General features: G+C 59.2%; 23 protein-coding genes and 7 tRNA genes. 2 read left to right on the top strand and 28 right to left on the bottom strand.

Translation table 11 applies throughout. From position 1 onward, the window contains the following. Position 1 precedes the first annotated feature (1 nt). Positions 2–697 (bottom strand): response regulator transcription factor, encoded by a 696-nt coding sequence (locus tag DW123_RS02440; RefSeq protein ID WP_117743173.1) that lies wholly within the window; start codon positions 695–697, stop codon positions 2–4. Positions 698–894: 197 nt separating this feature from the next. On the opposite strand from DW123_RS02440, the gene DW123_RS02445 reads away from it, so the two are divergent. Further along, on the top strand, positions 895–2,235 hold the full coding sequence (locus DW123_RS02445; RefSeq protein WP_118273089.1) for a D-alanyl-D-alanine carboxypeptidase family protein: 1,341 nt from the start codon (positions 895–897) through the stop codon (positions 2,233–2,235). A gap of 322 nt (positions 2,236–2,557) precedes the next feature. Here the strand turns inward: DW123_RS02445 and DW123_RS02450 are convergent. From DW123_RS02450 to serS, 8 genes are all read right to left on the bottom strand, one after another. Further along, a tRNA-Ser gene (locus DW123_RS02450) sits at positions 2,558–2,648 on the bottom strand. A gap of 92 nt (positions 2,649–2,740) precedes the next feature. Next, positions 2,741–5,182, bottom strand: a complete 2,442-nt coding sequence (locus tag DW123_RS02455; RefSeq protein ID WP_117799388.1) for a lipopolysaccharide assembly protein LapB — start codon at positions 5,180–5,182, stop codon at positions 2,741–2,743. A gap of 919 nt (positions 5,183–6,101) precedes the next feature. Next, positions 6,102–6,178 (bottom strand) — tRNA-Arg (locus DW123_RS02465). Positions 6,179–6,525: 347 nt separating this feature from the next. Then, positions 6,526–6,602: transfer RNA gene (locus tag DW123_RS02470), tRNA-Arg, on the bottom strand. Positions 6,603–6,765: 163 nt separating this feature from the next. Then, positions 6,766–6,842: transfer RNA gene (locus tag DW123_RS02475), tRNA-Arg, on the bottom strand. A gap of 164 nt (positions 6,843–7,006) precedes the next feature. Next, positions 7,007–7,083: transfer RNA gene (locus tag DW123_RS02480), tRNA-Arg, on the bottom strand. 77 nt (positions 7,084–7,160) lie between these two features. Next, positions 7,161–7,538 (bottom strand): hypothetical protein, encoded by a 378-nt coding sequence (locus DW123_RS02485; protein WP_117734697.1) that lies wholly within the window; start codon positions 7,536–7,538, stop codon positions 7,161–7,163. A 173-nt stretch (positions 7,539–7,711) separates the two neighbouring features. After that, a complete protein-coding gene (gene serS, locus DW123_RS02490) occupies positions 7,712–8,995 on the bottom strand; it encodes a serine--tRNA ligase (protein ID WP_118273090.1) in 1,284 nt (427 codons plus the stop codon). Positions 8,996–9,106: 111 nt separating this feature from the next. On the opposite strand from serS, the gene DW123_RS09635 reads away from it, so the two are divergent. Continuing rightward, a complete protein-coding gene (locus tag DW123_RS09635) occupies positions 9,107–9,280 on the top strand; it encodes a DUF6724 family protein (RefSeq protein WP_171025133.1) in 174 nt (57 codons plus the stop codon). 156 nt (positions 9,281–9,436) lie between these two features. Here the strand turns inward: DW123_RS09635 and proC are convergent, their stop codons facing one another. From proC to DW123_RS02585, 19 genes are all read right to left on the bottom strand, one after another. After that, complete coding sequence (gene proC / locus DW123_RS02495) at positions 9,437–10,207, bottom strand: pyrroline-5-carboxylate reductase (protein WP_117634270.1); 771 nt, start codon at positions 10,205–10,207, stop codon at positions 9,437–9,439. Between the two features lie 73 nt (positions 10,208–10,280). Next, complete coding sequence (gene rlmH / locus DW123_RS02500; protein ID WP_022094530.1) at positions 10,281–10,751, bottom strand: 23S rRNA (pseudouridine(1915)-N(3))-methyltransferase RlmH; 471 nt, start codon at positions 10,749–10,751, stop codon at positions 10,281–10,283. Positions 10,752–10,757: 6 nt separating this feature from the next. Next, positions 10,758–11,696 carry an SPFH domain-containing protein gene (locus DW123_RS02505; protein WP_117794003.1) on the bottom strand — a complete coding sequence of 313 codons (939 nt, stop codon included), beginning with the start codon at positions 11,694–11,696 and terminating at the stop codon, positions 10,758–10,760. 577 nt (positions 11,697–12,273) lie between these two features. Further along, a tRNA-Leu gene (locus DW123_RS02510) sits at positions 12,274–12,360 on the bottom strand. A gap of 43 nt (positions 12,361–12,403) precedes the next feature. After that, positions 12,404–13,321 (bottom strand): TatD family hydrolase, encoded by a 918-nt coding sequence (locus DW123_RS02515; protein ID WP_118273091.1) that lies wholly within the window; start codon positions 13,319–13,321, stop codon positions 12,404–12,406. Further along, on the bottom strand, positions 13,311–14,171 hold the full coding sequence (rsmA, locus tag DW123_RS02520) for a 16S rRNA (adenine(1518)-N(6)/adenine(1519)-N(6))-dimethyltransferase RsmA (protein ID WP_118098035.1): 861 nt from the start codon (positions 14,169–14,171) through the stop codon (positions 13,311–13,313). The genes DW123_RS02515 and rsmA overlap by 11 nt, the downstream gene beginning before the upstream one ends. A gap of 107 nt (positions 14,172–14,278) precedes the next feature. Then, entirely contained in the window at positions 14,279–15,880 is a 1,602-nt protein-coding gene (gene metG / locus DW123_RS02525) for a methionine--tRNA ligase (RefSeq protein WP_118273092.1), read from the bottom strand. 69 nt (positions 15,881–15,949) lie between these two features. Further along, on the bottom strand, positions 15,950–16,828 hold the full coding sequence (gene rsmI / locus DW123_RS02530) for a 16S rRNA (cytidine(1402)-2'-O)-methyltransferase (protein WP_117634283.1): 879 nt from the start codon (positions 16,826–16,828) through the stop codon (positions 15,950–15,952). 6 nt (positions 16,829–16,834) lie between these two features. After that, positions 16,835–17,896, bottom strand: coding sequence for a glycoside hydrolase family 5 protein (locus DW123_RS02535; protein WP_117634285.1), 1,062 nt, complete (start codon positions 17,894–17,896; stop codon positions 16,835–16,837). Positions 17,897–18,287: 391 nt separating this feature from the next. Next, positions 18,288–18,360, bottom strand: a tRNA-Phe gene (locus tag DW123_RS02540). A 123-nt stretch (positions 18,361–18,483) separates the two neighbouring features. After that, positions 18,484–18,768: a ribbon-helix-helix domain-containing protein gene (locus tag DW123_RS02545; RefSeq protein ID WP_117634287.1), complete on the bottom strand. Its 285-nt coding sequence runs from the start codon at positions 18,766–18,768 to the stop codon at positions 18,484–18,486. Further along, on the bottom strand, positions 18,768–19,034 hold the full coding sequence (locus tag DW123_RS02550) for a hypothetical protein (RefSeq protein WP_117734706.1): 267 nt from the start codon (positions 19,032–19,034) through the stop codon (positions 18,768–18,770). Before DW123_RS02550 ends, DW123_RS02545 begins: the two co-directional genes overlap by 1 nt. Before the next feature lie 58 nt (positions 19,035–19,092). Beyond that, positions 19,093–19,452: a DUF192 domain-containing protein gene (locus DW123_RS02555; protein ID WP_233502120.1), complete on the bottom strand. Its 360-nt coding sequence runs from the start codon at positions 19,450–19,452 to the stop codon at positions 19,093–19,095. Beyond that, positions 19,449–19,925, bottom strand: a complete 477-nt coding sequence (locus DW123_RS02560; RefSeq protein ID WP_055285913.1) for a TadE/TadG family type IV pilus assembly protein — start codon at positions 19,923–19,925, stop codon at positions 19,449–19,451. The genes DW123_RS02555 and DW123_RS02560 overlap by 4 nt, the downstream gene beginning before the upstream one ends. After that, complete coding sequence (locus DW123_RS02565; protein ID WP_118273093.1) at positions 19,925–21,985, bottom strand: hypothetical protein; 2,061 nt, start codon at positions 21,983–21,985, stop codon at positions 19,925–19,927. The genes DW123_RS02560 and DW123_RS02565 overlap by 1 nt, the downstream gene beginning before the upstream one ends. Positions 21,986–22,049: 64 nt before the next feature. Continuing rightward, positions 22,050–22,586, bottom strand: a complete 537-nt coding sequence (locus DW123_RS02570; RefSeq protein WP_117734710.1) for a TadE/TadG family type IV pilus assembly protein — start codon at positions 22,584–22,586, stop codon at positions 22,050–22,052. After that, on the bottom strand, positions 22,522–22,740 hold the full coding sequence (locus DW123_RS02575) for a hypothetical protein (RefSeq protein ID WP_117734711.1): 219 nt from the start codon (positions 22,738–22,740) through the stop codon (positions 22,522–22,524). The genes DW123_RS02570 and DW123_RS02575 overlap by 65 nt, the downstream gene beginning before the upstream one ends. 1 nt (position 22,741) lies before the next feature. Then, a complete protein-coding gene (locus DW123_RS02580; RefSeq protein WP_117734712.1) occupies positions 22,742–22,972 on the bottom strand; it encodes a hypothetical protein in 231 nt (76 codons plus the stop codon). A gap of 296 nt (positions 22,973–23,268) precedes the next feature. After that, positions 23,269–23,502 carry a hypothetical protein gene (locus tag DW123_RS02585; protein ID WP_117734713.1) on the bottom strand — a complete coding sequence of 78 codons (234 nt, stop codon included), beginning with the start codon at positions 23,500–23,502 and terminating at the stop codon, positions 23,269–23,271. Between the last annotated feature and the right edge of the window lie 8 nt (positions 23,503–23,510).

Raw genomic sequence — 23,510 nt, forward strand, 5'->3', positions numbered from 1 at the left:
GTTATTCGATTATGTAGCCGACGCCCCAGACGTTTTTTATAAAGCGCGGCTTCTGGGCATCGTCGCCAATCTTTTCGCGCAGATGGCGAATGTGCACCATAACCGTATTGTTGGAGCCGGGCATAAAGTCCTCGTTCCACACCGCGCGGAACAGGTCCTCAACGGGCACCACGCTACCACGATGCTCGACCAGATACAGCAAGATGGAATACTCGATGGGCGTAAGGCGCACCGACGCACCGTCCACCGTCACAGAGCGGGCGTCGCGGTTGATCTCGAGGCCGTCGAGCTGGATGATCGGCGACTCGGCCACCTGTGCGCGGCTGCCGTAGCTGGTATAACGACGAAGCTGAGCATGAACGCGTGCAATGAGCTCCAGCGGACGGAACGGCTTGACCACATAATCGTCTGCGCCAAGCGAGAGCCCCTCGATCTTGTCTTGCTGGGCATCGCGCGCCGTCAGCATAATCACGGGATAGGTATGGCTGGAACGAATCGTACGCAACAGCTCAAAGCCATCGATATCGGGCAGCATGACATCCAGCAGCGCCAAATCAAACTCCTGCTCCAGAATCGCCTTGGCCGCACCGGCCCCGCTGTAGGCAATCTGGACATCAAAGCCTTCTTTTGTAAGGTAGATGCCAACTAGGTCGGCGATGGCCTTCTCGTCATCAACTACCAAAATGCGCTCGTTCATGCGTGCTCCTCTCGCGCTCCATTATGCCCGAGGGGGCGCCCGTCACACACAACAAGCGTGGGTGATTAAGTCGGCCTTAAGCACCCTTGTGCCCGTTCGGGCGCGGATGTGGGCCACGCACGCACGCAACGATCGTCGTCGCCGGCAAACGATATACTCTAGTGCCAGAAGAGACCATCCCGTCGAAAGCGAAATCTGTGAAGTCCCTCACCTCTTTTGCAAAACGCTCCGCCCAGCTTGCCGCCGGCTTTGCCTGCGCCATCGCCCTTACCGCTGGCGTGCCCACCGTCGCCGGCGCCCAAGTGCTCACGACCGACAATGTCTGCGGCAAAACCGCCGATGCGCGCGTCATCACGGCCGAAAACCTGCCCGATATCGATGCGGCCAATGCCCTCGTCATGGGCAAAGACGGCACCGTCTACTATGGGCGCGGCGCCGACGAACAGGTCAAAATCGCCTCGATCACCAAGGTCATGACCGCAATCCTGACCGTCGAAAACTGCAAGATGGACGAGAAGGTCACGGTGAGCAACGCTGCCGCCACCGTAGGCAACTCGACTGCCGGCCTGCTCGAAGGCGACGAGCTTACCGTGGAGCAGGCGCTGCGCGGCCTGATGATTCCCTCGGGCAACGACGCCGCCATCGTGCTCGCCGAATATGTGGGCAAGAAGATCGACCCTAAGACCAAAGACGCCGAGGCCACATTTGTGAAGGCCATGAACGAGCGCGCTAAGAAGCTCGGCTGCACCGGTACGCTTTTTGAAAACCCGCATGGTCTGGACTTTGATGAGTGGGCTGGCGATATGCACTCAACCGCACACGACGTAGCGCTGATGATGCAGGAGGCCATGAAAAACGACACGATCCGCGAGGTCGTAGCGAGCGAGGATTCCTGGATCGAGGTCACGGGCGCCGACGGCACCGACCATTCGCATTCCATGGACACGCATAACTATTTGCTGGGCCAAGATGGCAACATCGGTGGCAAGACCGGCACTACCGACGATGCAGGCTATTGCTTTACGGGTGCCTACAACCGCGATGGCGACGAGATCTACACCGTCGTTTTGAACTCCACCACCACCGACCAGCGCTTTACCGATACCGCAACCCTTGCCAATTGGTACTACGGTCACAAGGTGACGGTCGCGATCGCCAACACGCAGGAAAAGACCGCCAACGGCAACCCGCTTATGGCGCGCATTGGTCAAACCGACTGGACTGATAAGACGATCGACGCCACACTCGCCGATCCTACGGCGCAAGCGACCGTGTTTTCCCTTGCCGGCGAGGTGACCGAAAAGGTTAGCTACGACGATCTTTCGGGCACGGTGCATGTGGGCGACAAGGTGGGCAGCATTACGCTCAAGCAGGACGGTACCAAGATCGCCGTCATGGATTTGGTTGCCGACGAGGAAGGCTCGGGGCCGAATCCCATTGAGTGGCTACTCGTGAAGCTCGACCGCCTGGGCCGTCGCATCGACAACCGCCCACTCACGGCAGAAAGCGAGACCGTCGCCAAGGCGCCCGAGGTGTAGGACGCAATAATAATAAGCTCATTAAAAGGAGGCATCCGAAAGGATGCCTCCTTTTTTGAGGGTTCGAATCCCCAGCCGCCATTCTTGATAATAAAAAAGGGCCCCAAATGGGACCCTTCTTTCAATTCATACTGGCGGAGAGCTGGGGATGTCCGGGCATGCTACGCATGCCCTCCGGCTTCAAAGCCTGGCGGCTTTTCGCCCACGGGCTACAAACGCTTTCGCGTTTGCTTAACGCCCGTGCCCTCTCGGGTTCGAATCCCCAGCTAACGTGGTTCAACTAAAAAAGGGTCCCTTTCGGAACCCTTCTTTAAAGTCTTACTGGCGGAGAGCTGGGGATTCGAACCCCAGATGCCCTTTTGGGGCATACTCGCTTAGCAGGCGAGCACCTTCGGCCTCTCGGTCAGCTCTCCGTAACAGCCGTTCTATAGTAACCAAACAGCCGAAGTTGGGCAAGAGGAAATTTTCTAATTGCCTAGCAGCCTTTCCTCCTTGAAAGCTTCGCCTACCCCAGCGAGCGGTTGAGGGAGCCGAGCTCGTCGTTGCCCATGGTGCGCCACATTTGGAAGATACAACCGCGTGCCAGGAAAAAGAAACCGTTGTCGACCAGTTGCACAGCGGCATCTGCAAGCTGATTCGTCACGGCGGACACTGGCGGCAGCTCGAGTCCAGCCTTGCGGATGGTCTCGACCGCTTCCTCGAACGTCGGAGGCTCGCTGACGCCCATCTCGTTCATAAGGCCCTGCATTTCTTCCAGCGCGCTGCTGCCCGACTCCTCGCCGCGCGGCACCAGGCGGTAGCACGCCAACGCGAGCTCGAGCTGGTCGCAGTTCCAATAGGCAAACGCCAGGCGATAAAACAGGTAACCGATTGAAGTACGGTCGCTTGCAATGCGCAGGCCATGGCGCGCTACCTCGATAATCTCGTCAAAGCGCTCCAGACGTGCCAACACGTTGATGAGCGCGAAGTGAGACTGCATGGACGAGCGCGCCAGATCGTAAAGATGGCGCACCTCGGGCAGTGCTCGTTCAAAGTCCTCTTGCTCGGCGTAAAAGCTGCAGATCTCGTGCTGGGCAAAGTACAGCGCATCGGGCGCACGAAGGATTCGCACAGAGCGGTCTTCTTCCAACACCGGTAGCACCATGCGCACCAGCTGGTTATCACAAAACTGCGTTTGAACCGGACCCGTCGCCAAAAGCTCGGCGACGGCGCACTTAGCCTCCAACTCCTCGACAAGACGGGAAAAACCTTCAAAAGCACCTGTACGGTCGACTTTTGCCTGCTCGCGCAATTCAACAACACGGGCCACGTATGGGTCATCGTCCTCTTCCATGACCTCCAACTCGTCAGCCTTATCGGCAAGCAGCAGATCGCGCAGCGCCGGCGGCAGCGTGCGATGGTCATCACGCGGACGAGCATGAACCTCCGCAGGTTCAATCGTCTCCGGAGCAGTTGACTCATAGGCCTCAAGCACACGCTTGCACGGCATATCGTCCATGTCCATGCTCTCAAGATCCTTGGCGACAGGCACGCAATCGGCCAGATAGGCCGCGCGCCCAAAGAAATACGTTGCGACAACGCGCTCGCCCTGCTCACTGTCGGGAGCAGCAATCTGCACATAGCAGCGCGTGATGCAGGTGCCCGCGGCAAAACACGCCGCCGCAAGCGTGAGCGCCACGCGCGCATCGTGCTCCGCAGCCCAGATCGCACGCGTGTCCTCTTCCAGCTCGCGCCAGGCGTCATCTTGAGCGTCGTATTCACGTTGCGGCATGGCATCCACGACAGAGCGCCCAAACCGAACGAGCATAATCCCCTCGGCAACATTTACTCGATAGGTATAGTCGAGCCGTGTGACCACGTTGAGCGCTTCTACGATACGTGCAAAGCGGGTGCGAACGTCCCACTCACCGCCCGGCTGGCAAGCCACCGTACCCGGTTTGCCCCACGGGTTATCGCTTGAGGCCGTATCGAGCAGACGGGGGACATCGTTGGTCGTCTTGGCGATATGCCACGAATCAAAAAGCGCACAGCCCTCAAAGCTCGGCGAGGACGCGACGGGGCCTAATCCGGCCCCGATGCGCTCAAGGATGCCAGAGAGGCGGTTGAGACGGCACTCGATGGCAAGCAGGGCATCGATCTCGGCCTGATCGAGAAGACTGCGATCAAAATTGAGATAGAAAAGCTTTGAGCGGTCGATGCGCGCTAGGCTCATTTCAGTTTTTGCCGCGATGGTGCGCAGACGTGGCAGATTGACCTCGCTCATCAAGGCCGCGGCATAACGCTCGATACCACTCGGATTCTCGGTATGGTCAACGCGGTAGAGCAGCGTCTCGATAGCATCGGGGAGCGGTGCCGTGTTAAAGCCCAAAAACACCTCGACCGGCTCGGGTAACTTTACGAGCTTGATCTTGTCGACAACGTTTTGCATGTCATCATCGAGACCGTCGACGCCCGCCGTGTTCGCAATAGCGCTTTCGGAGTTGGCAAATATCACGTAGCGCAAGAACATCGAGGCCATGAACTCGCCGTAAGGAAGAGCGCGGGTCGAATTCCACGTCTCGCGGTCGGACTGCTCGCGCATGGGGCCTTCGGGAGATCCGGCAGTTCGCGCGCACGCGCGCATGGCGCCGTTGGCCGCCCTCACCATAATCTCGCCAATACTGGAATCGGACTCGTCAAGGACCAGTTCCATGTCGGGATCGTTGGGCAGCGGAGCCTCGCTAACGGGGCGGTCCACCTTGTACACCTCACCCGAAACGCTTACGTAGCCCAAAAGCGACACATGACTTTTGCCAACGAATTCGACGACATAACAAGATTCATGTTGATCCTCGCCAAAGAGTTTCCAGACCACGCCATATGAGCGTCCCGCAGGCTGCTCGGGCATCGCCGGAAAGCGCTTCTTGGGATCGAGAAACCTGAGCTTGTATGTCGGACGCTCTGCCACGAAATATCACCCTGATCGGTCGCTTGAGAAGGAGTGGTCGCGAATAAGTCGCGACATCTACTCGGAATCTTACACGAGTCGACAGGAAATCGTCCCTTTGGACGAAAGCACTCAAGCTGGCGCAAAAGAAAAGCCCCCGTTGCCGGGAGCTTTAATCTCAAATGGTGCGGCGTATAGGATTCCGCGCATCCGCTGCGCGGATCCGCACCGGCTTCGCCCGCCCGCCGGCGTGCTCGCCCGCGGGCTAAAAACGCTCCGCGTTTTCTTTACGCCCGAGCCTCGACCGAGGTTCGAATCCATGCGGTGTTTACGTAAAAGAAAAGCCCCGTTGCCGGGAGCTTTAATCTCAAATGGTGCGGCGTATAGGATTCCGCGCATCCGCTGCGCGGATCCGCACCGGCTTCGCCCGCCCGCCGGCGTGCTCGCCCGCGGGCTAAAAACGCTCCGCGTTTTCTTTACGCCCGAGCCTCGACCGAGGTTCGAATCCATGCGGTGTTTACGTAAAAGAAAAGCCCCGTTGCCGGGAGCTTTAATCTCAAATGGTGCGGCGTATAGGATTCCGCGCATCCGCTGCGCGGATCCGCACCGGCTTCGCCCGCCCGCCGGCGTGCTCGCCCGCGGGCTAAAAACGCTCCGCGTTTTCTTTACGCCCGAGCCTCGACCGAGGTTCGAATCCATGCGGTGTTTACGTAAAAGAAAAGCCCCGTTGCCGGGAGCTTTAATCTCAAATGGTGCGGCGTATAGGATTCCGCGCATCCGCTGCGCGGATCCGCACCGGCTTCGCCCGCCCGCCGGCGTGCTCGCCCGCGGGCTAAAAACGCTCCGCGTTTTCTTTACGCCCGAGCCTCGACCGAGGTTCGAATCCATGCGGTGTTTACGTAAAAGAAAAGCCCCCGTTGCCGGGAGCTTTAATCTCAAATGGTGCGGCGTATAGGATTCGAACCTATGACGTTCTGATTCGTAGTCAGACCCTCTATCCAGCTGAGGTAACGCCGCGACTTGTTAATTATTATGCACATGGACTGAATAATCGTCAAGCGTTTTTCAAAAAAAGTTATTGAATTTGATTTTTACTCATTTTGACCCCTTGATGCGATCTTCGACGCATCGCGATATAAGAAAAGCTCCCGTTGCCGGGAGCTTTAAAGTCAATTGGTGCGGCGTATAGGATTCCGCGCATCCGCTGCGCGGATCCGCACCGGCTTCGCCCGCCTGCCGGCGGACTCGCCCGCTCGCTAAAAACGCTCCGCGTTTTCTTAACGCTCGCGCCTCGACCGAGGTTCGAATCTCCGCAATGCCCCCGTAAAGGAAAAGCCCCCGTTGCCGGGAGCTTTAAAGTCAATTGGTGCGGCGTATAGGATTCGAACCTATGACGTTCTGATTCGTAGTCAGACCCTCTATCCAGCTGAGGTAACGCCGCAACGCACGGATTATTATGCACGTGCCCCCTCGATGGGTCAAGCGACAATTTGGAAAAATTTTACGAAAGGATGATAAAGACGCTCGCGCCTCGACCGAGGTTCGAATCTCCGCACTGCCCCCGTAAAGGAAAAGCCCCCGTTGCCGGGAGCTTTAAAGTCAATTGGTGCGGCGTATAGGATTCGAACCTATGACGTTCTGATTCGTAGTCAGACCCTCTATCCAGCTGAGGTAACGCCGCAACGCACGGATTATTATGCACGTGACCCCTCGATGGGTCAAGCGACAATTTGGAAAAATTTTACGAAATGATGATTAAGACGCTCGCGCCTCGACCGAGGTTCGAATCCATGCGGCGTCCGCCTAAAAGAAAAGCCCCCGTCACCGGAGGCTTTCAATTTCAATTGGTGCGGCGTATAGGATTCGAACCTATGACGTTCTGATTCGTAGTCAGACCCTCTATCCAGCTGAGGTAACGCCGCAGCGCAAGACATATAAAACCACTTTAGCTTATTGGAGTCAAGCACAATCTCAAACTTTTTTGTGGAACGCAGTTTTGTCACGCTGCTCCGCATATACCACCGTTCCCCGTACGATCGATTGGCTTTTCGATCACGTCAAACTTAGCATCAAGTTCCCTCAGGAGCGATCTCACCCGCTGGGCACAATCATAATCGGCAAACGAGATGCTCAGCATGCGCGCAGCCTGGTTAGATGTCCGGACCCCATAGAAATGCTCCAGGGCCACAAGTCCCTCATGCGTCACAAAGGTCTCGACCACATGCGGCGACTCCTCAAAGCACCATTGGGTCAACGGACCCTCGCTCGTCTGTCGAACCACCAGGCCACCCATGCCAGACGGCTCACACGTTACAAGCAGGTACTCCCCGCCCTCGTCGCTCTCAAACAAAACCACCCGATCATCAAACAGCTCCATCGCGTCCCCTTTCTCTCGCTCTTATTTAGCAAAAGCATAGCAGGTAGATGGCTGTATACAGAACAGTTGTTCGTGTGTTTTCTATTGAGCTGTCCGCACGGCATGGTATGGACCTGCGCACGAAATAGGGCGCCCCCGAAGGAGCGCCCTTGCATATCCCCTATGCAGCCAAGTTACGCGACCGGCTCGATCTTCTCGAGACCGCCCATGTAAGGACGCAGAACCTCGGGGATCGTAATGGTGCCGTCGGCGTTCTGGTAGTTCTCCAGAATGGCGGCCATGGTGCGGCCGGCCGGCAGGCCGGAACCGTTGAGAGTGTGCAGGTAGAGCGAACCCTTGAAGTTCTCGGGGTCACGATACTTGATGTTGGCGCGGCGAGCCTGGAAGTCACCGCAGTTGGAGCAGGAGCTGATCTCCTTGTAGGCGTTGTAGCTCGGCAGCCAGACCTCGACGTCGTAGGTCTGACGGGCAGAGAAGCCCAAGTCGCCGGTGCACAGGCTAATCACGCGATACGGAAGGCCCAGCTGCTGCAGCAGGTACTCGGCCTCGGCGGTCATGCTCTCGAGCTCCTCGTCGGACTCCTCCGGCTTAGCGAACTTGACCATCTCGACCTTGTCGAACTCGTGCTGACGGATGATGCCGCGGGTGTCGCGACCGGCGGAACCGGCCTCCTCGCGAAAGCAGGGGGTGAAGGCGGTGTAGCGGCGCGGCAGGGTGTCGGCGTCGAGAACCTCGCCGGCGTGCAGGTTGGTGAGCACAACCTCGGCGGTAGGGATCAGGAAGTTGTCGCCCGAGACGTGATAAGCGTCGTCCTCGAACTTGGGCAGCTGCCCCGTACCGAACATGGTCTGACGCTTGACGACGATGGGCGGCCACCACTCCTTGAAGCCACGACTCGTGTGCGTGTCCAAGAAGAAGTTGATGAGGGCGCGCTCAAGACGGGCGCCGGCGCCACCGAGAACGGTAAAACGGCTGCCGGAGAGCTTGTTGCCGCGCTCGAAGTCGAGGATGTCCAGATCGGTGCCCAGATCCCAGTGCGGCTTAAAGTCGAAGTCGAACTCGCGCGGGGTGCCCCAACGACGGCGCTCAATGTTCTCGTCCTCGTCCTTGCCGTACGGCGTGGCCTCACAAGGGATGTTGGGCAGGTGAGCCATGAAGTCATACTGCTCCTGCTCGAGAGCGCCTCGGCGCTCGGCCAGACCGTCAATCTTCTCGTTGACGGCGCGCACGGCCTCCTTGGCGGCCTCTGCCTCGTCCTTCTTGCCCTCCTTCATCAGGGCGCCGATCTTCTTGGACTCGGCGTTGCGCGTAGCCTGGAGCTCCTCGACCTCGGTGATGACGGCACGGCGCTCGTCGTCGAGCTCAAAGAACTTCTCGCGATCCCAAGATGTCTGGCGGTTAGCCATGGCGACATCGATGGCATCGGGGTTCTCGCGAACAAACTTGATATCAAGCATTAGATCCTCCGGCGATATACATTCCATTTAGGTTGCAACCTTGTACATGTATGGGCAAGTATATACTTATGAGCGTTTACGACCCAACTCAACTACGCAAGAAGGCACCCAATGGACGCAGTTTTTTCCTTTTTGTTTGGCACCCGCACCGGTTTTGCCATCCTTTTCGCCGGCGGCATCCTGCTGTTTGCGATTCTTGCCTTTGTAATGGAGAAGCGCACCCATAAGATGTATGTCGACCGCGGCCCCAAATCCGAGGACGAAGAAGACGGCTTCTGGGACTAACCGACCAAAAAGGGACAGGTTTATTATGGTCGGTTTTATCTGGGCAAACGCAAGCGCCCCGCAACTGGAATTGAGCCAGTTGCGGGGCGCTTTTCGCTAAAAGGACAAAACCGCAGGAAAAACCTGCCAAAATAAACCTGTCCCTAAATGGCAGGTTTACTGGAGGGTGGCGTCGATGGCCTTGACCAGGGCGCTGCGCATGCCGGCGTCCTCGAGCGCGACGACGCCCTTGATGGTGGCGCCGCCGGGCGAGCATACGGCATCCTTCATCGCCGCAGGATGCTGGCCGCCTACAAGCTGCAGTTTTGCCGTACCCAGCACCATCTGGCTCACGATGCGGTAGGCATCGGCGCGCGGGATACCGTGCTTGACGGCCGCATCGCCCAAGGCCTCAATCGCCATGGCGACAAATGCCGGTGCGCAACCGCCCACGGTACCGCCCACAAACAGCAGGCTCGTGTCGAGCTCGACGACGGCGCCAAGCTTACCGAGCAGGTCGAGCACAACAGCACGTTGCTCGTCGTTGAGCGTAGAGGACTTCTCGCAGGCGATAACGCCCTCGCCCACTGAAACCGGCGTGTTGGGCACCGTCGAGATGTGCGCGACACCCGGCAGGACCTGTTCCCACTTGGCGCTGTCCCAAGTCCAGGCGACCGAAAGGACAACCTTGTCGGCAAGAATGTCCTTGAGCGGAGCGAAGACCTTCTCGATCATGTACGGCTTGACCGCAGCAACCACGATATCAGATGCGGCGACAACCTCCGCCGCATCATGGCAGGCGACCATCCCACGCGCCTCGCAGCGCTCAACCAAGGCGTCGTAGCGGCCCGCGCAGGCGCACATGTCGCTCGCAGTCACACCGGCGGCAATCCAGCCATCGGCCATGGCGCTCGCCATATTGCCAAAACCGACAAATCCGATCTTCATATCACATAGTCCTCTCAGACACATTCCTCAAAACGAAAGGTATTGTCCCACGTCACTGTTTCGTATTGCCGACCTATTTGTGATACGGCTCGCCACGGCTGATCTTGCAGGCACGGTAAATCTGCTCTAGCAGCACTACACGCGCCAGGTTATGCGGCAAGGTAATACGTCCAAAGCTGAGCATCTCGTCGGCTCGTGCGCGCACGTCATCGCTCACGCCGTCCGAACCGCCGATTACAAAGGCAATGTCGCTACTGCCTCGCAGCATAAGATCGTCGAGCCTCGCCGAGAGCTCCTCACTCGAACGCTCCTTGCCCTCGATAGCCAGCAGGATCACATGCGCTCGAGACGGCAAGGCAGCAAGAATCGCCGCCCCCTCCTTGTCACGCGCGGCATCCACGCCGCCCGCCTTGGCAGGGTCGATATCGGCCACCTCGCGGATATCCACCTTGGCATAGGCGCCCAGGCGCTTGGTGTACTCGGCACACGCGTCCTTCCAAAAGCGCTCTTTGAGCTTGCCAACACAAACGACGGTGTATTTCACGCGTGCCTACTCCTTCGAACCGTTTTGAACTTTGCCGGCGGTCAGCATCTGCTCGAACATAGAGGCCGACTGCGAGAAGTCGCTCGGCAGCACGACCGTCGAGGTTTTACCCATGCGAGCAAACTCCGTCATCATCTCGGACCACTGCGTAAACATGAACAGTTGGTTGGCCTCATCGTTGCCAACACCTGTCTCCTGGATAATCTCGAGCGAGTCCTTAATGCCCAGAGCGATCGCCTTGCGCTGGTTGGCGATGCCCTCGCCCGCCTTTTCCATGGCCTCGGCTTCGGCGGTCGCCTCGGTGACGCGCTTGATGCGGTCGGCCTCGGCGAGCTCCTGTGCCGCAGCGCGCTTGCGCTGGGCGGCGTTGATGTCGTTCATAGAGTTCTCGACCTCAGTCGGCAGTGCGATCTTGGTAATGAGCGTCGACACGAGGGTGAAGCCGTAGGCAGCCATCTGCTCGGAAACGGTAGCGTTAACATCCTTGGCGATGTCATCCTTCTTGGCAAAGACCTCATCGAGTGTGTAGACGGGAATCGAAGAGCGCAGGGCGTCGGTGATGAAGTCACGCATCTGGTCGACGGGCTCCTGCAGCATATAGTAGCTCTTGTAGATGCCCGAATCCGCCGGGCCAGCACCCATGTCATAGCTCACGTGATATTGAGCCGAGACCTCGAGGCCGATAGTCACATTGTCCTGAGTCTTAACGTCGATACCAAAACCGTTTTTCATCGTGCGCAGGCTCACCGTGGCAGCTTTACGGTCGACTACGGGCACCTTCATGTGGAAGCCCGCGTTGACGATGCGGTTGAACTTGCCTAAGCGTTCGATGATCACAGCATGCTGCTGTTCAACGACATAGCAGGCGCTGGGCAGCAGCAGCAACAGGATGATGATGGGAATCAAAAGGCTGGTAAGGGCGGCGATGATACCGGAAAACAGCATGGTCTCTCCTCTGATAGGCACACGTTGGGACTAGGATACCCGCACGAAGCAGCTGTGTGACACCAACAAGAGGACCCGTGGTCAAAAAAGACCAAATATGAGTACTGTTACCAGTTTAGTAACAGCGTATTTGGGTCAAAATCGCCTCTTTGAACCCGAAGTCTATCGAAATTACTTCATTTCGTCTCATGATTGAGTCAAATTAGCGTACATCTGTTGCGTAAAATGAGCAAAAATGGCTTCGTGAAATGTCTCTATTTTCGTGCCAGTACTCATATTTGCCACTTTTTGACCGCAGGGGCATCTACCGCGCGAAATCGATAGGTCAAATCTGCCAAAAACGGCCCGTAACAAAAAAGCTCCCATTGCTGGGAGCTCTTTCATTCAATGGTGCGGGCGAAAGGACATCCGCGTATCCGCTGCGCGGATCCGCACCGGCTTCGGCCGCCTGCCGGCGGACTCGCCAGCTCGCTAAAAACACTCCGCGTTTTCTTAACGTTCGCTCCTTCGCAGGTTCAAGTCCCCGCGATGAGCACATAACAAAAAAGCTCCCATTGCTGGGAGCTCTTTCATTCAATGGTGCGGGCGAAAGGACTTGAACCTTCATGGGGTTGCCCCCATACGGACCTGAACCGTACGCGTCTGCCAATTCCGCCACGCCCGCGTGCAGGAATTAGAATAACGGAGCGCCACCGTGAACGCAAGAACTATTTTTGAAAAAGTTTGCAAGCATTTTCCCAAGCGGCTTGCGCGATTGTTTCGGCGTCCTCACCAGTGCGATCGACACGGTCGTTGACCAGCGTGTTTGCCGTGATTGAAATCATTGCCGGCTCGCACTCAAGACCTCGAATGGGCTCCGGCGCCATATACGGGCAATCCGTCTCGAACAAAATGCGATCGAGCGGGGTCGCCGCAAATGCCTCGCGCACGTCATCGTTGCGCTTAAAGGTGGCCGCGCCGCCATAGGCGATATAGCAGCCCAAACCCACAAAGCGCTCCATCGTGGCGCGGTCCTCGCCAAAGCAGTGCAGCACACAACCGGCCTGGGGCACGCCCACCTCACGAAGCACGTTGTAGGCGTCCACGTGCGAGGTACGCTCCTGGTCCGTGTCCTCGTGACGCAGATGCAGCTCCACCGGCACGTTACGGCACACGGCAAGCTCGAGCTGGCGCGCCATGCAGTCAATCTGCACGTTATGGGGCGCCGGCGCGATATCGTCGTCATAGTCCATGTGGTAGTCCAGGCCGATTTCGCCAATACCGGCGCATAAGGGGTCATCGAGTGCGGCAACGACCTGTGCGTGAACGTCGTCGGTATAGTCCGGCGCGCCATACGGATGCACGCCGGCAAGATATTTAATCTGCGGAATATTCTGCATTGGCAGAATCTCACGCGTTAGCCAGTCGCTATAGTCCGCCACACTGCGCTTATCGGCAATGGGGTCGAAGATCGTCACCAACAGGTCGACGCCCGCGGCTTTAGAGCGCACGAGCGTCTCGGGCACTTCCTTGCCCCAAAACGAAAGCAGGTGCGCATGAGTATCAGCGAGCGGCGCCAAGGGCTCCGGACAGGCGACCGTTTTCTTTTTCTTGGTAAACGTCACACGTTCGGCATTAGGCATCATGGATGAGCTCCTGGGCCAGACGGACAAAGTCGGCAACATCGAGTGTCTCGGCTCGCGTGGCCGGCGCGATACCGCAAACCTCAAAGGCGGCATCGAGCACGTCCTTGGCAAAGCCGTTGGCGCTCATGGAATTGCGGATAGTCTTGCGACGCTGAGCAAATGCGGCGTCGATCACGCGGGCCACAAACTCGCAATCGAGCCCCTCGGGCACCACGCCGTCAACGCGGTCGATGCGCACGACGGCTGAGTCCACATGCGGCGCCGGCATAAAGCAGCGCGGCGGCACCTCAAAGCGACCCGTCACCTGCGTATACAGGCCGAGCTTTGCCGTATAGCCGCCATAGGTCTTATTGCCCGGCGTCGCGGCAATGCGATCGGCAACCTCCTTTTGCACCATGACGACGGCACGCTTGAGCGCCGGCATCGTCTGGAAAAATTGCAAAATGATCGTCGCCGCCACGTTATAGGGCAAGTTCGCGACAAATACCGTGGGCTCGCCGCCAGCAGCCTGCTCAATCTGCTCCGGGCCCACCTTGAGCGCATCGCCCATAATAAAGCGGAAGTTGGCATAGTCGGCAGCATGGGCATCGAGCACCGGCTCGAGCTCGGGATCGGCCTCGATCGACGTGACGCACGCAGCCTCCTGCAGCAGCGCAAGCGTGAGCGTGCCAACACCCGGACCCACCTCGAGTACGCGCTCGTCACCTGCAAGCTCGGCAAGCTCGCAGATACGCTCAATCACATGGTTGTCGATTAGAAAGTTCTGGCCCAGGCGATGCTTGGTCGCAAGGCCAAACTCCTCCAGCAGCTCCCTTGTTGCCGTGGGGTTTGCCAAAGGCGAAGTTGTCATAGTTGCCTCCTTAGCATGGTGGCGACGTCTTGAAACAAAAGGGCATGGACCGTTGCGGCCATGCCCTTACACCTAAACTGCGAATTGCCGATATGGCGCGCGGCGTCTTAACCCAGACGCGGGAACAGCGGCTCGCCCTTCTCGACGGGAGCGCCGCCGGCAAGCAGACCCCAAGCGCAAATACCCTTGAGATCGTCGCTTGCGGCCTCGTCCTCGCAGGACAGACGGCGCAGAGCCTCGGCAGAAGTCTGAGGCATGAGCGGCATCAGCAGGTGGGCGGCGATGCGGATGGCTTCGAGCAGGTTGTAGATCACAAACGCGAGCTCGTCAGCCTTGGCCTCGTCCTTGGCAAGCGCCCAAGGCTCGGAGTCCTCGATGTAATGGTTGGCGGCGTGGATGAGCTCCATGACCTCGTCCTTGGCTCCACCGTAATCGAGCACGTCCATCTTGGCCATATAGCGCTCAACCAGGCCATCGGCAATCTTTGCCAGCGGGTTGTCGAACGCATCGAACGATGCGGGCTTGGCGGGCGCGCAGCCGTCAAAGTACTTGCCGCTCATGTTGAGCGAACGCGAGATAAGGTTGCCCCAGCTGTTGGCCAGGTCGGCGTTGTAGACCTGCTCCATGCGATCGAAGCTGATGGCGCCGTCGGTGCCGGGCACCACGTCGGTCATGAAGTAATAGCGATAGCCCTCGACACCCAGCATGTCGATGACGTCCTGCGGAGCGATGGCGTTGCCGCGGCTCTTGGACATCTTCTCGGCCTTGCCGGTCTCGGCGTTGCGCACGGTCAGGAAGCCGTGGGCAAAGACATGCTCGGGCAGGGCCTCGCCGATGGCCATGAGCATGGCGGGCCAAATGACGCAGTGGAAGCGGATGATGTCCTTGCCCACGATGTGGAACTGCGCGGGCCAGCGATAGGCCAGCTCGGCACGGGCCTCGTCGGTGTCGACACCGTAGCCGACAGCCGTCATATAGTTGAGCAGGGCGTCGAACCACACGTAGGTCACGTGGCCCTCATCAAACGGAACCTGAATGCCCCAGTCAAAGCTCGTGCGGCTCACGGAAAGATCGTTGAGGCCGCCCTCGACAAAGCTGCGCACCTCGTTCATGCGGAACGCAGGCTCAACAAAGTCGGGGTGCTCGTCATAGAGCTTGAGCAGCTTGTCCTGGAAGGCGGAAAGCTTAAAGAAGTAAGACTCCTCCTGCACGCGCTCAAGCGGACGGTGGCAATCGGGGCACAGGTGCTGACCGACGCTGCCGTACTCCTCGTCACCCTTCTGGACCTGCGTATCGGTGAAGTAGGTCTCGTCGGGCACGCAATACCAACCATCATAGCTGCCCTTATACAGGTAGCCGGACTCCTTCATGCGCTCCCACAGGTACTGTACAGCATGATGCTGGCGCGGCTCGGTGGTGCGGATGAAGTCGTCGTTGGAGATCTCGAGCTTGCTCCACAACTCCTTGAAGTGCGGAGCCTGGCTGTCGGTCCACTCCTGCGGCGTCATGTTGTGCTTGGCTGCGGCCTCGGCGACCTTCTCGCCATGCTCGTCCATGCCGGTCAGGAACTTGACGTTGTAGCCGGCAGAGCGGCGATAACGAGCCTGGACGTCGGCGATGATGGTGGAATAAGCCGTGCCCAGGTGCGGATCGGCGTTGACGTAGTAGATGGGCGTCGTGATAAAGAACGAAGGCTTGCTTTGATCCATGGGGTTAGTCCTCCAGAAAAACGTTGCATACAGGGGATGATTCTAGCGCAAGGGCTGGATATCCTCCATCTATTGCATATCGAGCACCATGGCATAGACATCGCGCTTGCGGCGCGAATACTTCTGAGACAGGCGCTTGGCCACCGCAGAAGCGGGCTCCCCCTCCTCGAGCGCGGCGCGGATATCCTCGCGCAGGGCCTCGTCGGGATCTGCCGCCGCAGCGCCAGCCGGCACGATGCCGGCCTCCTCGTCCTCACTCGGCGGCGCGATGACCAGCGCAATCTCGCCCTTTACCTCGCCACGAGCACGCAGCTCCTCGGCAAGCTGGGCGGCGGGCCCACGCAAGACCTCCTCATGTAGCTTGGTGAGTTCGCGGCAGACGGCAACCTCACGCTGGGGAAAGACCTCGGCCACAGCCTCGAGCGTCGCCACGATGCGATGTGGAGACTCGTAGAAGATGAGCGCGCCGGGCACCACGGCAAGGCGCTGCAGACGGCGCACGCGGTCACCGTGCTTGCGGCCCAAAAAGCCCTCGAAGAAAAATTGCTCGCAGGGAATGCCGGACGAAACGAGCGCCGTGACGCAAGCAGAGGGCCCGGGGATAACTTCGACGGGTACATCGGCCTCACGCGCTGCCTCGACCAGCGCCTGGCCGGGATCGGACACGCTCGGCATGCCGGCGTCCGAGGCAAAGGCGAGGGTTTCCCCCGCCAGCAGACGGTCGACCAGGCCGGCGGCGCGGCTGGCGATCACATTCTCGTCGCAACGGACAAGCGGCTTGGAGATACCCAGGTGCATTAGCAGCTTTGACGTCACACGCGTGTCTTCGCAGCAGATGGCATCGGCGGCGGCAAACGCCTCGCCAACGCGCGGGGACAGGTCTCCCAAGTTGCCGATGGGTGTGCCGACCACATAGAGTTTGCCCGTATGGGCGCTGTTTTGCGTCATATCAACCTATTCAATCATGCCGCGCTCGAGCGTACCGAGCGCCGCGCGGGCATCCCATGCCGCAATACGCTTCTCGGTCTTCCACGTTTGGAAGAACCAACCGGCAGCCGGCGCAAACGATGCCAGCTGATTGGCGATGAACACGCGCTCGTAGGCATTGCGGCCCTCGGGCGTAACCGACGAGTTGGCAAAGATCGCCGCACCCGACCATTCGCCCACCAGCACGGGGAACCCCGTCGAAATCGCTTCTTTAAGCTCGCGCTTGTTACGCGAAATCGCCGTCGTCAGCCCGCGGGGGCTCGTGATGTCGAGTGCATACTCGTCACGGTAATGGTACAGGTGAAGGTCCATGTAGACGTTCTTGTACTTGGTGCCGCGCATAAAATGCTTCCACTCGCTGGGATACCCCGAAGACGAGAAGACGACGATTTTATCCTCGGGCATATACGAACGGACGAGCTCGTAAGCATCGCGATAGAAGTTGCGCAGGTAGTGAGCCGGAATGCCATCCGTCATGGTAAAGAGGCTCTTGCGGACGCTCATCTGCGGCGTGTCCAGCAGCTCAATGCCCAGCAGGCTCTCGGCCTCACCGTAGCGATCGGCCAAACGCTCGAGCACGTCGAGTGCGACATGGCGGCCGTTAGTGGACGAATGCCACTCGGCAACAGCCTCCGGCGTGGTGGGCGAATCGTTGGAATCGCCCTGACCACCGGGCACAGTTGCCAGGTCAAGCAGCACGCGAATGTTGTACTTGGCAGCCCACTCAATCGCGCGGTCGATGTAGTCGACAACCGAGATATAGGAGGCATCGGACTCCTGTGAGCCAAAGGCATACCAAGGCACCGGCAGGCGCACGGCGTTGAGGCCGATCTGCGCCATACGGCGAAAATCATCCTCGCTCACAAACGTCTCGTAATGACGACGCATGCGCTCGTTATAGGCGGCGGTGCCCATGGCCTCCTGCAGCTCGGCCGCGTTGGATGCACCGGTCGCCGCGTACAGCGACGGGGTCACCCAAGGCTCGGGAATAAACCAGCCAGAGAGATTAACGCCGAGTATCCTCTCCATCACTGCCCCCCTCGGATCGTGCAGGTCGAGCCCGCATCGTATTGCATAGGAAAAGTATCGTTTTGAGTATACCCGCGCGTGCGGGCAGGCGACCGAATGGTCTGAAAAGTGACGCAAAAGCGGGAGGAATGTCTGGGATGCGCTTTCCGCAGGGGACTGCATAAAAGAAAAGGACCCCTTTGCAGGGGTCCTAGTCAATTCAAGGTGGCGGGGAAGGGAATCGCGTCCGCGCGCTGCGCGGACGGACCGCTGCGGCGCTTGCGCGCCTTGCGAGCTGCGCTGGCAAACGCTTACGCGTTTACTCAGCTCCGCGCCCTCACGGGGTTCGATTCCATGTGGGGTCTGCATAAAAGAAAAGGACCCCTTTGCAGGGGTCCTAGTCAATTCAAGGTGGCGGGGAAGGGAATCGAACCCCTGACACGAGGATTTTCAGTCCTCTGCTCTACCAACTGAGCTACCCAGCCATTTGAGGTGTGCCTTGTTTCAAGGCTTGATTAGTATAACCAAGGACGCGTTCCGGTCAACCGAGAATTTTAAAAAAGTTTTTGAGCACAGCCTCGGTTCTATAAATCGGCACGTCAGGGGCATCAGCCGGCAGCAAGAAGTTTTTCACTCAGAGCCGCACGGGCAAACTCACTTGGCGTCATCCCCTCGGCAGCCGCCCGTCGACGAATGGCCTCCTTCATTCCCAGAGGAATCTTGACCGACAGCGTTGCCGTCCCCTCACCTGAGAGTGGGGGCCGTCCATGCACAATCCCACCAACGGTGTGTTCGCCATCCGGAAACTCTCCGCGCTCGTACGACTTGCACCACGCGTCAATCATTTCATCCGTTACAACCTGACCATTAGCGGCCGTATACGTCTTGCCCATCATCGACCCCTTTGCCGAGTCTGTTCAATCTTCTGCCAAAATTTCTTCTGGACTGGAGACAAGGCATGAATGATAAGCCACCCACGGACAAGCTCGACCGCGACAAGCTCCACGCTTCGTCCGTCTGGGAGCCATCCAATCGCAAGCCATCTCGGCGGCTCGTCCTTCGACTCGCGACGAATGCACTCAGTAACCGCAAGCCAGGCGCTAAGCACCTGCTTTTCCGTCAGGTGCTTTTTAGCGTTGGGATGGATCTCAACATCCATGCATCTTCTCCTCCATCTTACCCAATTTCGTATGACGAAAGTCCGCTGTCGCCAATTCTTACGCCGGCACTTGTTGGAGGGCAGGGAGCGAGGCGAGGATTGAGGGACGTTCCAGTACGGCCCAGGCGCACGGGTGAGAGCACATGCGCCACGGACGGACGTTTTCATAGCGTGCGAGGATGTTGCCGTTGCGGTCGATAAAGGCGATATCGATGGGATAGGCCATAAAACACGTGTGGACCGAGGAACAGTGCGGAAACGCCATGACGAGCGGCAGGCCGTTGGCGGCAACCGGACGCCGTCCCAGCATGCCGAGCAGGCGCACGACGAACGACTCCGCCACCGCAAACTCGGCCGGCGTCCAACCCAGCCTGTTGAGTGCCCGCGCGTAAGCGATGTAGGACGAGACCGCGGTCACATGACCACCCCCGGACGCCATGGATCGACCGTCACCGCGCGCTCGTGCGACAACGTTGTCGGCGCCCCCAGCGGAACGCCAGCGATGCTGAGAGAAGTCGGCCACGGCTCATAGTGCATGGTGCAGGTGTAGGTCCTAAACGTACCGGATAGGGAGAGCAGGCCACCATCCGATGCCTCCGCGCCTTGCTCGCTCGACACTTCGATCTGCAAGTCATAGCCTTCCATGGCATTCAGAATTTGTGTCTGAACCGTCGCCGAGGCATCGGCAGAGCTTTCGTCGCCCTCCCCCTCCGACGCCACGGCGTGCGCCAACACGATGTCGGGCACCACGCGGTCGAAGCGCGCGACAGCGCTGGCAAAGATCATGACGTTGTACACGATGAGTGCCAGCACCAGCAAAACGGGCGTAACCACTGCCATCTCCACCGTCGCTTGGGCGCGCTCCTCACGCAGACGCATGCGGATACTCATTACGACCCACCGCCCAGAGCACCAACCAGCGTGGCGACATCGACGGTGAGTGGGATGGAGCCGCCGCCGGGCAGAGGAATCTCCGCAAGCGTGAACACCGTACCGCCAATGGTGCGTTCGACTTGATATTCCAACGCCTCGCAAAGCGCCTTGGGATCGGTCACGCCCAACGGAATACCTCGCAGCTTGTCTTGCGCTTGAGAGAAACCAGCAATGTCAGACCCCGGACTCTTAATGACGTTGGCGGAATCGGTCAGCACCGGCTTTCGCAGGCGCAAGTCGCACGGTTCCAAACCCAGCGCCGCCACGGACGCCGAAACGGTATCGCCGAGCCACGATGCGATGGAGCCCAACGCGCCGCCGCCCCCTCCTAGGTCTTTAATCATCTCGTCCATAAGTTCGTCGGCCGAACCTTGGATATCACCGTATCCTACGAGCAGCCGTCCCCAAACATCCATGACGCCGTCGAGCACGCCGGCAACGCCGCCCGAGCGTTCCTTCAATGTCGAGAAAAATCGCGAAAGCACGTTGTTTTGCGCCGTCGCCTCATCGGGCGCCAGCACCGCGGCAGAGATGGCACCGCGACTGCCAAGCTCAACCGCCGTGTTAAACGAGGAGTTAAGTTGATCGGGGCTGGTCATATCGCCCGAAACCGCAAGGGCGACCACGCCGTTGCGACCGGGCGGCGCGATACGCGGACGCTCACCCGAAAGCGCTTGAATGGCCTGATCGAATGCGCTTCCCGCGCGATCTGCCTCGCCTTCGGTCTGTCGCTCGAGCTCAAGCTCTTTGTTGCGGCATTCGGCGTAGTCTTCCATGGCGTCTTTGAACTTGTCAAAGTGATACTCGAAGCCGTTTTCGATCGATGTAGAAGGAGCGGCGACGGCACCCAGTGTCTTGACTCCAAAATGGCAGCGGTCGCATGCTTCTCTCCCGTCAAAGTCAGCAACCGATGACAGTCCTCCCGGCGCTCCCTTTTTATAGTTTGGGCAGCCAGTTCCATAATGGATGTACGTCTTGCCGTCATTGCTGCTCGTCGGCCACGCGGCATCGGTATAAAGATCGCTCGCCCTGACCTCGTCCGCATTGCGCGGCAGCAGCGGCAGGTCCGCGACGACGCTCGTGCCGTCGTCCACGATGGAGGCACGCCCGAGCTCTTCACCGGCATACCGATAGAACGCCTTTCGAGCGGCAGACTCCGCCTGCATCTCGACACCGCTTCCAAGCGGCTTTTCGTTAGCCAAGCGCTGACGGTAATATGTTCTCGCTCGGTCAAGCGCCACCTGGGGCTCCCACGTGACGCTCGATGCGTAATGTGGGTTGAGCTCGCCCGGCAGCGACGCCAGCTTCTTCGCGCGCTCCCACATGCACGAACGGCTACCAATCGTGCCCTTGTCCGACCCGCCGCAGTCCGCAAGCCAGGCGCGCTCTTTTGCTTTCGCCGTATCCTCAGAAGCCTCCTTCAACTTTTTGGCTGCGAGCTCTAAATCATCTGACGTGTCTTTAATAGCATCGGGCGAGATCTCGGACCCCTCGAGCGCAACGAAATCGGACTCGGACGTCCTGGGCACGGCAAGCGCCGTACCGGTATAGCTCACGCTATCGGTATCCTGCGCCGACACCGCCTGTGTAGCTCGCGCGGCAACCAGATACGGCAGAGCCGTCTCGATTTTCTGTAAGCCTTCCGATGCGCTTTTGGCAAACTTGTTGCGCGTTTTAATGATCCCAATCCCGGTGTCGACCATATTGCCGGCAACCGGCTCGGCACCCGGGATGAGGATGGCGACCAGGCCCGTCCCGATCGTGGCAAACCCCGCCAGCCCCAGACTCAAGATGCTCGCATCAACCACCGTGGCAGCCGTGTGATAGGACGACACTACGTTGGCACCCGCCAGCGCGCCGCTATCGGCCGCCACCTGGATATCCCCGGCACGCGACATGCTCCATATCGCCGCGGTTGACGAAAACAACAACGTAAGCACCACTAGGATGACCACGGCAGAGGAAAGCGTGGTGTAGGCACCGTCTTCGATAAACAGGTCGATACCGGCTCGACCCATAAAGCCTCCTCGTTTGCGATGGCAGCTCGGACGGCGCGTCAAAACGCGCCTAGACCAGAAACGCTTAATCCCATGCAGCAATCCACGAATCATAATCTCCCTCCAGCCATTCGGGACGCGATTGATACGAGACATTGACCTTGAGCTCAACGTAGTCGCCCTCGGCGGTACCACCCATAGCCTGCGCAAACGCACCGATCACAGGCAACGGCTTGACCTCGCCGGAAACGGACACGGACGAGACGCCACCCGCACCGGCCCGGCCAAGCTCGATATCCCACGACAACGGCCCGCCGGCATGAAAGATCGAAACGTTGGGCACTGCGGCAAGCCGGCGGCGGGTGAACTCCTTAAGATCATCGTCCTCCGCCGTCGTCGTGGTCATGAGCCGCGCGGTCTCGGCGGCGGCAGACTCCATGACCGCGCGCGTATAGAGCAGGCACACCGGTTGCAGTGCGAGAAGGATGAGCGTCAGAAACGTCGGCAGCAAAAAAGCGGCCTCGACCGTAGACTGCGCCCGGTCCTCACGCGCGATATCAATACAACGCGATGTCCTTAGCGCCCGCAGCGGCGTCGATAACCGACGTCGAGGCAACGCCATGGGATGCCGCCCGCTCGACCAGCGCCGCCAAGCGCCCATCGGTGCCAGCACGCCAAAGTCCCGCGATCGCCAGCACGATGGAAAGCAGCGCCACCGTGACGATGGCGTATTCGACCGTCGCCTGGGCAGATTCCTCGCGCAGGACGTCATGCATTTCACGACCCCTCCTTTGAGTTCGATGCCTGCGGGCTCAGGCGGATCACGCGCAGGCGGCACGAAGCATCGCCGACATCCGCAGCAACCGTCACCATATCGACCCAGCCGCGTCCATCGCGCACGATGGCGCCCCATACGTTGCCCTTAATATCGAGATAGCCGCTCAGGGCGAGCTGGGCCGTTGGCACCTCGCGGTAGGCGCGTAACATATCCGCCGCTGCCTCGGTCATCGGTCGGTCCTCGGACCATGCAAGCCGGACCGCAATCGCGTTGCCCTCAGGCGAATCCGTCGCAGTGGCAGACCGCTTGTCGAGCGTCCGCAGAAAGGTTTGCGCCGTGACAGCGACATCCGAATCGTCCGCATCTCGCGTCTCATCTTTTTGAGACGCCACCGCCGAATCTGAGCCCGAGTCGAAGGCGGCCCCAGGACGCTGCTGCCGCGCGGAGTTAAGCCCCCAAAGCACCGCCGCTATCGCCACGATCAGGCAAGCAAACACCAGCAGCACCCCGATGGGGCGCTCGCCCTCTACAGGCTGTTGATGCCCTCGCTGATCGCATCCCATAGCTCTTTAACCTTGCCTTTAAATGCAACGATGGCAATAATCGCGATCACCACAAGCACGCCCACCAAAATGGCGTACTCGGTGGTACCCTGCGCGCTCTCCTCCTGCAACAGTTCCTTGGCATGCTGGCGAGCGCGGATCGCCCGGCAAAAAGCCCAGTTCCAAGCCTTGTCAGCAACTTCGACCATCGTGTTCATGTATTCCT

The sequence above is a fragment of the Collinsella sp. AM10-26 genome (genome assembly GCF_003472525.1).
Taxonomy (GTDB): Bacteria; Actinomycetota; Coriobacteriia; order Coriobacteriales; family Coriobacteriaceae; genus Collinsella.

Coding starts and splice junctions, on each gene's coding strand:
- DW123_RS02565 (WP_118273093.1), bottom strand. CDS start 21,985: ATGGGTCGAGCCGGTATCGACCTGTTTATCGAAGACGGTGCCTACACC.
- DW123_RS02570 (WP_117734710.1), bottom strand. CDS start 22,586: ATGGCGTTGCCTCGACGTCGGTTATCGACGCCGCTGCGGGCGCTAAGG.
- DW123_RS02545 (WP_117634287.1), bottom strand. CDS start 18,768: ATGGGCAAGACGTATACGGCCGCTAATGGTCAGGTTGTAACGGATGAA.
- DW123_RS02550 (WP_117734706.1), bottom strand. CDS start 19,034: ATGGATGTTGAGATCCATCCCAACGCTAAAAAGCACCTGACGGAAAAG.
- DW123_RS02440 (WP_117743173.1), bottom strand. CDS start 697: ATGAACGAGCGCATTTTGGTAGTTGATGACGAGAAGGCCATCGCCGAC.
- DW123_RS09635 (WP_171025133.1), top strand. CDS start 9,107: ATGGACGCAGTTTTTTCCTTTTTGTTTGGCACCCGCACCGGTTTTGCC.
- metG (WP_118273092.1), bottom strand. CDS start 15,880: ATGGATCAAAGCAAGCCTTCGTTCTTTATCACGACGCCCATCTACTAC.
- DW123_RS02515 (WP_118273091.1), bottom strand. CDS start 13,321: ATGATGCCTAATGCCGAACGTGTGACGTTTACCAAGAAAAAGAAAACG.
- DW123_RS02585 (WP_117734713.1), bottom strand. CDS start 23,502: ATGAACACGATGGTCGAAGTTGCTGACAAGGCTTGGAACTGGGCTTTT.
- DW123_RS02575 (WP_117734711.1), bottom strand. CDS start 22,740: ATGCATGACGTCCTGCGCGAGGAATCTGCCCAGGCGACGGTCGAATAC.
- DW123_RS02485 (WP_117734697.1), bottom strand. CDS start 7,538: ATGGAGCTGTTTGATGATCGGGTGGTTTTGTTTGAGAGCGACGAGGGC.
- serS (WP_118273090.1), bottom strand. CDS start 8,995: ATGCTTGATATCAAGTTTGTTCGCGAGAACCCCGATGCCATCGATGTC.
- DW123_RS02560 (WP_055285913.1), bottom strand. CDS start 19,925: ATGAGTATCCGCATGCGTCTGCGTGAGGAGCGCGCCCAAGCGACGGTG.
- rsmA (WP_118098035.1), bottom strand. CDS start 14,171: ATGACAACTTCGCCTTTGGCAAACCCCACGGCAACAAGGGAGCTGCTG.
- proC (WP_117634270.1), bottom strand. CDS start 10,207: ATGAAGATCGGATTTGTCGGTTTTGGCAATATGGCGAGCGCCATGGCC.
- rsmI (WP_117634283.1), bottom strand. CDS start 16,828: ATGACGCAAAACAGCGCCCATACGGGCAAACTCTATGTGGTCGGCACA.
- DW123_RS02580 (WP_117734712.1), bottom strand. CDS start 22,972: ATGACCGAGGCAGCGGCGGATATGTTACGCGCCTACCGCGAGGTGCCA.
- DW123_RS02535 (WP_117634285.1), bottom strand. CDS start 17,896: ATGGAGAGGATACTCGGCGTTAATCTCTCTGGCTGGTTTATTCCCGAG.
- DW123_RS02505 (WP_117794003.1), bottom strand. CDS start 11,696: ATGCTGTTTTCCGGTATCATCGCCGCCCTTACCAGCCTTTTGATTCCC.